This is a genomic window from Delftia sp. GW456-R20 (genome assembly GCF_001622915.1).
Classification (GTDB): Bacteria; Pseudomonadota; Gammaproteobacteria; order Burkholderiales; family Burkholderiaceae_C; genus Comamonas; species Comamonas acidovorans.
On record NZ_LWCN01000005.1, the window covers coordinates 193,025 to 204,935 of the forward strand.

The window sequence follows — 11,911 nt, forward strand, 5'->3', positions numbered from 1 at the left end:
GACCCTTATTGACCTTATATGGCCGCCCATGCCTGCGGGCATGGAAATTCAGTTAGCTTCAAAGCCTGGGTCCACGCGCTCCGCGCGGACCGTCCAGGCCTGACCAGCGCCGGCACGGCCGGCCCTTTTTCCATGAACACTCCCGAACAATCCCAGCTGGGCAAAAGCTCCGCCTACATCGACCAGTACGACCCCTCGCTGCTGTTCCCGTTGCCGCGTGCGCCCAAGCGCGAAGAGATCGGCCTGCAGGGCGGCCAGATGCCCTTCTTCGGCGCCGACCTGTGGACGGCCTTCGAGCTGTCCTGGCTCAACCTGCGCGGCAAGCCGCAGGTGGCGCTTGTGCATTTCACGATTCCCTGCGAGACCCCCAATCTCATCGAAAGCAAGTCGTTCAAGCTCTACCTCAACAGCTTCAACAACACCCGCCTGGCCGACGCGTCCGAAGTCCAGGCACGCCTGCGCACCGACCTGGCCGAAGCGCTGTGGCGCGGCAGCGAGCAAAAGGGCAGCATCGGCGTGAAGATCATCGGCCTGGACCGCTTCGACCAGGAAATGGTGCAGGAGCTCGACGGCCTGCTGCTGGACCGCCTGGATGTGGAGTGCACGCAATACCAGCCCGCCCCGGAGCTGCTGCGCGCCAACCATGAAGAAGGCCCCGTCACCGAAACCCTGGTCAGCCACCTGCTCAAGAGCAACTGCCTGGTCACGGGCCAGCCCGACTGGGGCAGCGTGCAGATCCGCTACAGCGGCGCGCAGATCGACCAGGAAGGCCTGCTGCAATACCTGGTGAGCTTCCGCAACCACAACGAATTCCATGAGCAATGCGTGGAACGCATCTTCATGGACATCTGGACGCGCTGCCGTCCCCTCAAGCTCTCGGTCTACGCACGCTACACGCGCCGTGGCGGCCTGGACATCAACCCGTTCCGCACCAGCCATCCTGGCGCCTTGCCGGCCAACGTGCGCTCGGCGCGGCAGTAAAAGAGGCGGCCGGCCCCTACCCCTCACCGCAACGTAAACACCTCCAGCGACCGCTCCAGCGACTGGGCGCTGGCGCGCAGCGAGCCCGCCGCGCCGGCCGATTGCTCGACCAGGGCGGCGTTTTGCTGGGTGACGGAGTCGAGCTGGGCCACGGCGTCGTTGACCTGGGCAATGCCTACGGATTGTTCGCGCGTGGCGATGCTGATCTGGTGGACCAGATCGCTGACGCGGCCCACGGCGTCGACCATGCCGTCGATGGTGCGGCCTGCGGCGTCCATGCGGGCGTTGCCATCGTTGATGCCGTCCACGGTGCGGTTGATGAGGCCGCTGATTTCCTTGGCGGCTGAGGCGCTGCGCTGGGCCAGGGCGCGCACTTCGCCCGCCACGACGGCAAAGCCGCGGCCCTGCTCGCCTGCGCGTGCTGCTTCGACGGCGGCATTCAGGGCCAGCAGGTTGGTCTGGAAGGCAATGCTTTCGATCACGCCGATGATCTCGCCCATGCGGCGCGAAGAGCCGCGGATGTGCTCCATGGCAGAGCCCACTTCCTGGATGGCGGCGCCGCTCTTGCCGGCGACCTGGCGGCTCTGGTCGCTTTCATGGGCCATGAGCTGTGCCGTGTCGGCGGTCTGCGCCACGGTGCCTGATATCTCTTCCATCGAGGCCGCCGTCTGCTGCAGGCTGGTGGCCTGGGATTCTGTGCGCTGCGCGAGGTCGAAGCTGCCCTGGGCGATCTCGTGGGCGGTGGTGGCAAAGCCGCGCATTTCGGTGCGCACGTCGCCGACCACGGCGCGCAGGTTGATCTGGATCTGCTGAAGCCGCTGCATCAGGGCACCCATGGGGCCGCTGTAGTCGTGCTGCATGTTGGTGCCCAGCTGGCAGCTGGCAATGTCGGCGGCAAAGCCGCTGGCCTGCTCCAGGCCCGCCACGCAGCGCTGCTGGAAGCGCCAGAGCACAAAGCTGCCCCCCGCCAGCAAGGCGGCCAGGCGCGTGCCCCAGGCTGCGGCGCCCTGCCAGCCCAGCAGGTCGGGCAGCATGGCCGCCAGGCCCACGCCGCCCAGCATCAGCGCCATGCGGGCTGTCAGGCCCAGGTCGCTGCGGCGGTCCCACAGGCCTGCCAGGCCCAGGCGGCGCAGTTCACCGCCGCGCAGTCGCACGGTTTCCTGGCCGGCATCGGCTTCGGCGCGCATGCGGGCATAGAGGGCTTCGGCGGCTTCGATCTCGTCCGGCCGGGGCTTGGTGCGCACCGACAGGTAGCCGCGCGGCCGGCCGCCCTCCATGATGGGCGTGACGTTGGCGCGCACCCAGTAGTGGTCGCCGTTCTTGCGCCGGTTCTTGACCAGGGCAGTCCACGGGTAGCCGTGGGCGATGGTGCGCCACATGTCCTTGAAGGCGGCGGCCGGCATGTCCGGGTGGCGGATCAGGTTGTGCGGCTGCTCGATCAGTTCCTCGTAGGAATAGCCGCTGACCCGCACGAAGGCCGGGTTGCAATGGGTGATCTCGCCCTTGGTGTTGGTGACGGATACCAGCAGCTCATCGCCCGGAAAGTCGTAGTTGAGCTGGCTGACGGGCAAATTCACGCGCATGGGTACCACTCCTTTGGGATGTCTCTTGTTCTTGTGAAATGGCATGGCAAAACGCTCAGAAGCCACCGGAATCCATCAAACGGAAACACAAATTCACATTTCCAAATCATCTCACAGCACGGCAACCGCGGTCTCATGCTCGGAACTGGTGCATGGTTTTACAGCGTGTGCGCCAGATTTGTGGTGATGATTCAGAACAGTTGAGGTGTAAAGGGATCGCTGTCCGGCGCGGGCTGGGCCGCTCCCCTGAGCAGTTGCTCGCGCGCCAGCGGGTCGTGGGCGGTGGCATTCCAGTCGGCCGTGCGAACGAGGTTGCCCACGCGCACGCCCAGCAGGCGCAGCCGCTTGGCCAGGGGCACGCGTTTGAGGCATTGGCCTGCGGCGCGGCGCAGGGTGGCGGCATCGGCCATGGGCAGTTCCAGCGTGTGGTCCCGCGTGGCGGTCTTGAAGTCGTCGTAGCGCAGCTTGATGCCGACAGTGCGGCCCATGTAGCCCTTGCGCTGCAGGTCCTGGGCCAGGCGTTCGCACAGGTCGGTGAAGATGGTGCTCAATTCGGCCCGGTCGCGCACGGCGTGCAGGTCGCGCTCGAAGGTGGTTTCGCGGCTCATGGAGACGGGCTCGCTGTGCGTGACCACGGGCCGCTCATCACGCCCCCAGGACACGCCATGCAGCCAGTTGCCGTAGGCGCGGCCGAACCACTGCACGAGCTGGGGCAGGCTTTGCGTGGCCAGCTCGCCAATGGTCTGTATGCCCAGCGATTGCAGCTTGGCGTCGGCCTTGGGGCCTATGCCGTTGATCTTGCGGCAGGCCAGCGGCCAGATCACGGCCTGCAGATCGTCGGGCTGGACGATGGAGATGCCGTTGGGCTTGTTGAATTCGCTGGCCATCTTGGCCAGCAGCTTGTTGGGCGCCACGCCGATGGAGCAGGTCAGGCCCGTGGCGTCGGTGATGGTTTTCTGGATCAGCCGCGCCAGCACGCGCCCGCCTTCGCGCTGGCCACCGGGCACATCGGTGAAGTCGATGTAGACCTCGTCCACGCCGCGGTCCTCCATCAGCGGGGCGATGGAGACGATGATTTCCTTGAACATGCGCGAGAAGCGCCGCACCTCGGCAAAGTCCACGGGCAGCAGGATGGCCTGGGGGCACAGGCGCGCGGCCTTCATCATGCCCATGGCCGAGCCCACGCCGAACTGGCGCGCCGGGTAGGTGGCCGTGGTGATCACGCCCCGGCCCACGTAGTCCTTGAGACGCGAGAACTCGTCCACCGGAATCTCGTGCAGCCGGCCGGCGTAGCGTGCGTCCAGCGCCTCGTCGTGCGCGCGGCGTCCGCCGCCGATGACCACGGGCAGCCCCTTGAGCTGCGGATAGCGCAGCAGCTCCACCGAGGCATAGAAGGCGTCCATGTCCAGGTGGGCGATGCGGCGCGGGGGCGCAGCATCGGCAGGGCTTGCGGGTGTCGTGGGTGTCGTTGGTGTCGTTTCAGGCACGCCGCCATTATTGCGGCAACTGTGCATTCATACAGCCTGCAGGGCCTGTTCACGCAAGCCCTGGACCATTCATCCCTGCAGGCAGATCAGCACCAGTCCGAGCACCATCAGAGCCATGCCGATCATTTCCTGGCGGCTCAGGCTTTCGCTGAGCACGCGGCGCGAGACGATGTAGCTGAACACCACCTCGACCATGCCCAGCGTGCGCACGGGTGCCGCGCCCTGCATGGCGTAGGCGGTGAACCAGGCCAGCGAGGCGGCCGCGCCCATGCCGCCGGCCAGCAGCGAGACGCGCCAGGCACGGAAGATGGGGCGCAGGCCCTGCGCGTGGGTGCGAGCGATCCAGGCGCCCAGGCCCAGGGTCTGCATGAGCTGGGCGATCAGCACGCCCCAGGCGCCCGACAGCCAGGGAGATATCTCGCCCAGGCGCGCCAGTTCCACGGCGCCGCCCCGATAGCCCACGGTGGCAATGGCAAAGCAGGCACCGCAGGCCAGGCCGTAGAGTGCCGAGCGGCTGGCCCAGGCCGACAGCGACAGCATCTGGCCGCGCGGCGGCAGCGACAGGATGAGCACGCCGAAGGTGGCCAGCGCCATGGCCGCCAGCGCCACGGCGGTGGGCAACTCATGCAGGAAGATGCCGGCGAACAGGGCCACCTGCAGCACCTCGGTCTTGGACAGGGTGACGGCCACGGCGAAGTTGCGCTCCTTCATGGCCAGCAGCAGCGCCGCCGTGGCCGCGACCTGGAAGAAGGCCCCCAGCGCGATCCAGCCCAGGTAGGCCCATGAGAACCGGGGCAGCGACCAGGCGCCATCGCCTCCAAGGTACAGCGCCAGCAGGTAGATGCCTGCAAACGGCAGGCCGTACAGAAAGCGCACCAGGGTGGCCGGCAGGGTGCCGAGCTCGGCGGTCAGCGAGCGCTGCGCCGTGTTGCGCACGGTCTGGGCGGCTGCGGCGAACAGCACCACGGGCACCCACAGCCAGGTCAGGTCTTGGAGGGAAGAAAGCATGTCGGCAAAAAAGGGAAGGCACCGCCGGCACGGCGCGGGCGACTGAGTGCCGGCCAGCATAGCCGCCGGTCGGGCACCAGGCGCACGCGCTTGGAGAAGGCTGCCGCGCCCGGCAGCGAAACAGAGGCCGGCCAGCCAGCGCTGCACGCGCGCCCTGCTCTGGCCAGGGCAAGCAGGCTGCGTTGTGCAGCAGCACGGCCGTCGCCAATGGCGAGCGGGCCTGCGCTGCGCGCTACAGGTCGCGCCGGATCAGAGCGCCCTTGAACAGCACCGGTCCCGTGGGCCCGGTCTGGCTGGGCACGCCGCCCTTGGGCTCCAGGCTGATGGCCAGGGCAGGCACGCCCTGGACCTCGGCGGCCGCGGCGGTCAGCTTGACCAGCTTGTCGCGTCCCAGCACGCCCAGCGATTGCGGGCCGCCCTGGGGCGGCAGGGCCCACAGCTGCAGTGATTTGTCGGAGGCCTCATGGAAGTCGCCCACGCGCTGCAGCACCAGGGTGTTCTTGCCGGGGTCGAAGGTCACGAGCATGGAGGCATCGGCCTTGTCGTCGGCCAGCACGGCCACGTACTGGATCTGGGGCGCGGCCTGCAGCGCAGCCTGGGTGGCCTGCAGCTGGTTGTTCAGCACGGCCAGCTGGCGTTCGCCGCTTTGGCGCAGGTCCTGGTGCGACCACAGCCCCACGGCCACGGCCGCCACGGTGGCGCAGGCGCCCAGCACGGCGGCGCCGCGCCACCAGGCCAGGGCCCGGCCCACGGCGGATTCCGTGCGCCGGGCCATGCCAGGCGCATCGTCGGCGCGCCGCCGGTGCGCCTGGGCGGCGCGGGCCTTTTCGGCCTGCAGGAGGTTGTCGATACGGACCCAGACCGCATCGTCAGGGCGTACGGGCGCCTGCATTTCGGACAGGGCCGACCAGCGGCCCTGCCACAGCAGGGCGGCGGCGCGCACCGGGGCCTGGTCACGGGCCAGTTGCTCGAAGCGGCGGCGTGCCGCGCCCCGCAGCGTGCCCAGGGCGTAAGCGGCGGCCAGCCGGTCCAGCAGTTCGGGGTGTCGGGAAATATTCATGGCAAATCCTTTGGCCGCTCAGAGCATGTCAACTGCTTCACGCATGGCGTGACAGGCAGCGGCGCAGTTGCTCCAGGCCGCGCCGTATCCAGGTCTTGACCGTGCCCAGCGGCAGTTGCAGCTGGCCCGCCAGCTCGCCATGGCTGAGGTCGCGCAGATAGGCCAGGCTGACCACCTCGCGCTGGCGGCCTTCCAGCCGCTCCAGGCACTGGTACAGCGCCACGGCCTGTTCGCTGGCCTCGGCCAGTTGCAGCGGGCCCTGGCTTTCATCGTTCCCGCCGCCATGGGCCGCCAGTTGCGCCTCGTCGAACTCTTCGTTCAGGTGCAGGCGTTCGGCGCGGCGCCGGCGCAGAAAGTCCAGGGCCCGGCTGCGCACCACCAGCCCCATCCAGGCCAGCGGCGGGCTGAGCGTGCCCCGGTAGCCCGAGGCGCTGCGCCAGATGTGCAGGTAGCTGTCCTGCAGCACGTCTTCGGCCCAGTCCTTGTGCCGCAGGATGCGCAACGCCAGCCCGTACAGCCGGGACGAGGTGGCCTCGTACAGGCTGCGGAGCGCGGGCTCGTCCTGCGCGGCGATGCGGTCCAGAAGGTCCATCAGCTCTTGGTCGGTTGGTGTGGTGCCCATGCACGCATTGTGGGCGAGCGGGCGGCCCCGTGGCCCGCACTGTTGCGTGGCCGCCCGGGGGCTTGTTCTGTCTTTCGATCGGATTCAAGGGGCATATCTGTGCTCAGCCGGGGGTTTGCAGAAGGTCTGGCAGGGGTCTCCCGGCTTGCACCGGCTCTCCGTGAGCAATACGCAGCGCATTGCGAACCGGATGCGGATAAATTTTTTTTCCATTCAGGTGAATCCAGCCGCTGCCTTGCTGCGTATTCCCTGTGTCGCGCCCCGGACAGCGGTTCAAGGCGACATCCCTCAACCCATCGACCTGGAGACCTTCATGAGCTACATCCTCCCCCTCGGCCTGGCCACCATGGCCGCACTGACTCTTGGCGCCTGCTCCTCCATGGACATGGGCAAGAGCTATTCCCAGTCCGACCTGCCGGCCGCCGTGCAGGTGCCCGCAGGCCACAAGGTTGCCATGGAGACGGTGGGCATAGGCCAGATCACCTATGAATGCCGCGCCAAGAAGGACCAGGCGATGGAGCAGGAATGGGCCTTTGTCGGCCCTGATGCGCGTTTGACGGACCGCCAGGGCCGCGTCATCGGCCGCTACTTCGGCCCGCCCGCCACCTGGGCGCACCAGGACGGCTCCAAGGTCACGGCCACCCAGGTCGCCGTGGCGCCGTCCAGCGCAGGCAACATCCCCATGCAACTGGTCAAGGCCGAGCCCGCAACCGGCATGGGCGCCATGCAGGGCGTGACCTATATCCAGCGCGTGGCCACGCGCGGCGGCGTGGCCCCTGCCATGGCCTGCAACAGCTCCACGCTGGGCCAGAAGCAGGTCGTGCAGTACCAGGCCGACTACATCATCTGGAAGGCGGCCTGACGCGGCCCGGCCCTCCTACGGCCTGTCGCCCCTGGCCCCGAAGGCCGAGGGCGGCATGCCGAACTGGCGCCTGAAGGCCAGAGAATAGGCGCTGTGGCTTTCATAGCCGGCCTCCAGCGCCACCTGCACGATGGGCCTTCCGGCCAGCAGCGCCTGCATGGATGACAGCAGCCGTGCGCGCTGACGCCAGCGGCCAAAACTCATTCCCGTGGCCTGCAAAAAGTGGCGATGGAAGGTCTTCTCGCCCATGGCCAGCCGTGCGGCCCAGTCGGCGGCTGTGGCAGTTGCGGCGGCTGTGGCGGCAAAGCCATCCGCCCCGTCTCCTTCGGCCAGCGCATGGCAGACAGCGGCCATGCGCGCATCCTGCGGCCAGGGCAGGTGAAACGGCACCACGGGCGGCTGGCGCAGTTCCTGCAGCAATAGCTCGACCACCATGGATTCACGCCGCCCCGGCGGTGCCGATGCAGGCCAGCGCGCCACCTCGCTGATGAGCTCGCGCAGCAGGGGAGAGACCTCGATCACGCAGTCCGTACCCGGCAGATCTGCAGCGGCCTGCGCATCGACGAACAGGCTGCGCACCTGTACCGCGCCGCGCATGCGCAGGCCGTGGGGCACGCCCGAGCGCAGCCAGACGCCGCGCGTGGGCGGCACCACCCAGCGCCCGCTGCCTGCGCGCACCTCCAGCACCCCCTGCACGGCGTAGAGCAGCTGGCAGCATTCGTGGGAGTGTTCCTCCACCTCCAGCCCCGCCGGATAGTCGGCGGCCACGCCCGTGACCGGCAGCGGTGCGGCGGCCTGCAGCTCGGGCAGCCCGGCATGGCTGCAGGGAACGGCGGCTGCCGAAGCCGGGGCATGGGTCGTGCGCATATTGTCCAGATCCATATAGAAAATGAGAAATTCTATAAAGACAGACAGACACCCTGCCCGCAAACTGGCATCCGTTCCCTGTGATTCACCGCCATCGCACCATGCACTGCCTGCCCTCGCCCTCCCTACCACCCCTGGCCCATGGCCGGGGTCCGGGCGCCTGCGCAGGCGCCGCATTTCGCACCGACTCTCCCTGATCCCGGCCTGGCGCAGCTTCCCCACACCGGGAAGCCAGGAGAGCGGGGCCACCGGCCGATCCGGTGGCTGCAAACCCCAGCGTTTCCTGCGAGGCCCGCATGCTGAAGAATCCCGCGTCCAGATACCTTCCCTTCCCCGCCGTCGACCTGCCCGAGCGCCAATGGCCCTCACGCCAGTTGAGCCAGGCGCCCGTGTGGCTGTCCACCGACCTGCGTGATGGCAACCAGGCCCTGTTCGAGCCCATGAACCGCGAGCGCAAGCTGCGCCTGTTCCACGAACTGGTGCGCATAGGCTTCAAGGAGATCGAGGTGGGCTTTCCCTCGGCCTCGCAGACCGACTACGGCATCGTGCGCCACCTGATCGACAACGGGCTGATCCCCGGCGACGTGACGCCCATGGTCATCACCCAGCTGCGCGAGGACCTGATCCGCGCCACGGTGGACAGCGTGGCCGGAGCGCGGCGCGCCATCGTGCACTTCTACAACGCCATTGCCCCGGCCTGGCGCGAGATCGTCTTCGGCATGCAGGTGCCCGAGATCATCGCCATGGTGGAGCACCACATCGCCCTGCTGCGCGAACTGACCGATGCCCACCCGGAGACCGAATGGGTGCTGCAGTACTCGCCAGAGACCTTCTGCATGGCCGAGCTCGACGTGTCGCTGGCCGTGTGCAACGCGGCCATCCGCGCCTGGGATGCAGGCCCCGCGCGGCCCATGATCATCAACCTGCCGACTACGGTGGAAGTGAGCACGGCCAATGTCTTCGCCGACCAGATCGAGTGGATGCACCGCCGCCTGGAACGGCGCGAGCACATCGTGCTGTCCGTGCACCCGCACAACGACCGGGGCACGGGCGTGGCCTGCGCCGAGCAGGCGCTGCTGGCGGGAGCCCAACGCGTGGAAGGCTGCCTGTTCGGCAACGGCGAGCGCAGCGGCAACCTCGATGTGGTGACACTGGCGCTGAACCTGTACACGCAGGGCATCGCGCCGGGCCTGGACTTCTCGGACATCGCCGCCGTGGCGCGCATTGCGGAGGAATGCACGGCCCTGCCCATCCATCCGCGCCACCCCTATGTGGGCGACCTGGTGTTCACGGCGTTCTCGGGCTCGCACCAGGACGCCATCGCCAAGGGCTTTGCGGCGCAGCGGCCCGATGCGCCCTGGCGCGTTCCTTACCTGCCCATCGACCCGCAGGACCTGGGCCGCACCTACGACAGCATCGTTCGCGTCAACAGCCAGTCGGGCAAGGGCGGCATTGCCTTTTTGCTGCAGCGTGACCATGGCGTGACCATGCCGCGCCGCATGCAGGTGGAGTTCAGCGCCGTGGTGCAAAAACAGGCGGACGCCTGCGAGGCCGAGCTGGCCAGCGACGACCTGTGGAAGCTGTTCGAGGCCACCTACCTCGCACCCCTGCAGCTTCCCTGGCACTACCGCAGCCACCACCTGTTCGACAGCGCCCAGGGCCAGGGCATTGCGCTGGAAGTGGTGCGGCCAGACGGCCTTCGGCTGCAGCTGTATGGCGAAGGCAGCGGCCCCATCGATGCCGTGGCCGCCGCCCTCGGCCAGCACCTGGGCGTGGCGCTGCGCATTGACCACTACGAGGAGCGCAGCCTGGGCCAGGGCGCCGGGGCCATGGCGCTGGCCATCGTCGAGGCCGCCCTGCCCGGCGTGGCGGGCACGCGCTTCGGCGCGGGGCGCCATGCCAACATCGTGACCGCGTCCATCCTGGCCGTGCTGCATGCGGCGGGCCGGCTGGTGGCGGCGCAGCCGGAAAGCCGGCGCGTACCTGCCCAAGCCTGAGGCGCAGCCTGAAAGTAAAAAAGGACCGCCGAGGCGGTCCTTTTCTCGTGCAGCTTTTGCCGGTTCAGCGCACGGCGCCCGGATAGGTTCCGGGCAGCAGGATGCTGCGGTCCACGGTATCGATCTGCGTATGGCCGCAGAAGGCCATCGTGGTCTCCAGCTCCTTCTGGATGATCTGCAGCGCACGCGTCACGCCGTCCTGGCCGTAGGCGCCCAGGCCGTAGAGGAAGCTGCGGCCGATCATGGTGCCCTGGGCGCCCAGGGCACGCGCCTTGAGCACGTCCTGGCCGCTGCGGATGCCGCCGTCCATCCAGACCTCGATATCCTTGCCCGCCGCCTCGGCAATGCCGGGCAGCGCCTCGATGGACGAGGGTGCGCCGTCGAGCTGGCGGCCGCCGTGGTTGCTGACGATGAGCGCATCGGCGCCGCTGTCGGCCGCCAGTCGCGCGTCCTCGGCGTCCATGACACCCTTGAGGATGAGCTTGCCGCCCCAGAGCTTCTTGATGCGCTCCACATCGCCCCAGTTCAGGCTGGGGTCGAATTGGCTGGCGGTCCACGACGACAGCGAACTCATGTCGGCCACGCCATCCACATGGCCGACGATGTTGCCGAAGGTGCGGCGCTTGGTGCCCAGCATGCCCAGGCACCAGTGCGGCTTGGTCGCCAGGTTGGCCAGGTTGCGCAGCGTGGGCTTCGGGGGCGTGGACAGGCCGTTCTTGATGTCCTTGTGGCGCTGGCCCAGGATCTGCAGGTCCAGCGTCAGCACCAGGGCCGAGCAGTTGGCGGCGCGGGCACGCTCGATCAGGCGCTCCATGAACCGGCGGTCGCGCATCACATAGAGCTGGAACCAGAACGGATGGCGGGCCGTGTGCTCGGCAATGTCCTCGATGGAGCAGATGCTCATGGTGGACAGCGTGAACGGAATGCCGAAGGCCTGGGCCGCGCGCGCGCCCAGGATCTCGCCGTCGGCGTGCTGCATGCCGGTCAGGCCCGTGGGCGCAATGGCCACGGGCATGGCCACCTGCTGGCCGATCATGGTGGTGCGCGTGCTGCGCCCCTCCATGTTCACGGCCACGCGCTGGCGCAGCTTGATCTTCTGGAAGTCGTCCTCGTTGGCGCGGTAGGTGCCCTGGGTGTAGGAGCCCGAGTCGGCGTAGTCATAGAACATGCGCGGCACGCGGCGCTGGGCCACGACGCGCAGGTCTTCGATGCAGGTGATTTTGGAAAGGTCGGTGGACACGTTTTCTGGCTTTCTGGAACCCGCATGCCGCGGGACTGCCGAGCATGGTAGTGCGCAGTGCGCGTTCCAGTCACCCGTTCGGGTTTGAAGTGATTTGTGCGCCGATTGAAATTTTCTCTCTCGCAGCCCAACCGAGGGCTAACGCTAGTGTGCCAACCAGCCATGAGAGCGACGATCCGCCCCGCACAACATCCTAAAAACTCT

At 68.0% G+C, this 11,911-nt stretch carries 10 protein-coding genes; 3 read left to right on the plus strand and 7 right to left on the minus strand.

The window, feature by feature from the left end; translation table 11 throughout:
- Positions 1-132: 132 nt before the first annotated feature.
- Complete coding sequence (queF, locus tag A4F85_RS24895) at positions 133-981, plus strand: NADPH-dependent 7-cyano-7-deazaguanine reductase QueF (RefSeq protein ID WP_063328144.1); 849 nt, start codon at positions 133-135, stop codon at positions 979-981.
- Between the two features lie 23 nt (positions 982-1,004).
- On the opposite strand, the gene A4F85_RS24900 is transcribed toward queF, so the two are convergent.
- The 5 genes from A4F85_RS24900 to A4F85_RS24920 form a co-directional block, all read right to left on the minus strand.
- A complete protein-coding gene (locus tag A4F85_RS24900) occupies positions 1,005-2,564 on the minus strand; it encodes a methyl-accepting chemotaxis protein (RefSeq protein ID WP_063328145.1) in 1,560 nt (519 codons plus the stop codon).
- A 191-nt stretch (positions 2,565-2,755) separates the two neighbouring features.
- Positions 2,756-4,078 (minus strand): DNA polymerase IV, encoded by a 1,323-nt coding sequence (gene dinB / locus A4F85_RS24905; RefSeq protein ID WP_063328146.1) that lies wholly within the window; start codon positions 4,076-4,078, stop codon positions 2,756-2,758.
- A 42-nt stretch (positions 4,079-4,120) separates the two neighbouring features.
- Positions 4,121-5,059 (minus strand): DMT family transporter, encoded by a 939-nt coding sequence (locus A4F85_RS24910; protein WP_043821460.1) that lies wholly within the window; start codon positions 5,057-5,059, stop codon positions 4,121-4,123.
- A gap of 232 nt (positions 5,060-5,291) precedes the next feature.
- Entirely contained in the window at positions 5,292-6,119 is an 828-nt protein-coding gene (locus A4F85_RS24915) for an anti-sigma factor (RefSeq protein WP_043821459.1), read from the minus strand.
- Between the two features lie 37 nt (positions 6,120-6,156).
- Entirely contained in the window at positions 6,157-6,741 is a 585-nt protein-coding gene (locus tag A4F85_RS24920) for an RNA polymerase sigma factor (RefSeq protein WP_013800973.1), read from the minus strand.
- A 313-nt stretch (positions 6,742-7,054) separates the two neighbouring features.
- Here A4F85_RS24920 and A4F85_RS24925 point away from each other — a divergent pair, with 313 nt between their 5' ends.
- Positions 7,055-7,603 carry a DUF3455 domain-containing protein gene (locus tag A4F85_RS24925; RefSeq protein ID WP_013800972.1) on the plus strand — a complete coding sequence of 183 codons (549 nt, stop codon included), beginning with the start codon at positions 7,055-7,057 and terminating at the stop codon, positions 7,601-7,603.
- Between the two features lie 15 nt (positions 7,604-7,618).
- Here A4F85_RS24925 and A4F85_RS24930 read toward each other — a convergent pair whose 3' ends face one another.
- Positions 7,619-8,470 (minus strand): AraC family transcriptional regulator, encoded by an 852-nt coding sequence (locus A4F85_RS24930; protein ID WP_063328589.1) that lies wholly within the window; start codon positions 8,468-8,470, stop codon positions 7,619-7,621.
- Positions 8,471-8,766: 296 nt separating this feature from the next.
- Here A4F85_RS24930 and A4F85_RS24935 point away from each other — a divergent pair, with 296 nt between their 5' ends.
- Positions 8,767-10,467: a 2-isopropylmalate synthase gene (locus tag A4F85_RS24935; RefSeq protein WP_063328147.1), complete on the plus strand. Its 1,701-nt coding sequence runs from the start codon at positions 8,767-8,769 to the stop codon at positions 10,465-10,467.
- Positions 10,468-10,531: 64 nt separating this feature from the next.
- Here A4F85_RS24935 and A4F85_RS24940 read toward each other — a convergent pair whose 3' ends face one another.
- Entirely contained in the window at positions 10,532-11,707 is a 1,176-nt protein-coding gene (locus A4F85_RS24940) for an alpha-hydroxy acid oxidase (protein ID WP_034396710.1), read from the minus strand.
- Between the last annotated feature and the right edge of the window lie 204 nt (positions 11,708-11,911).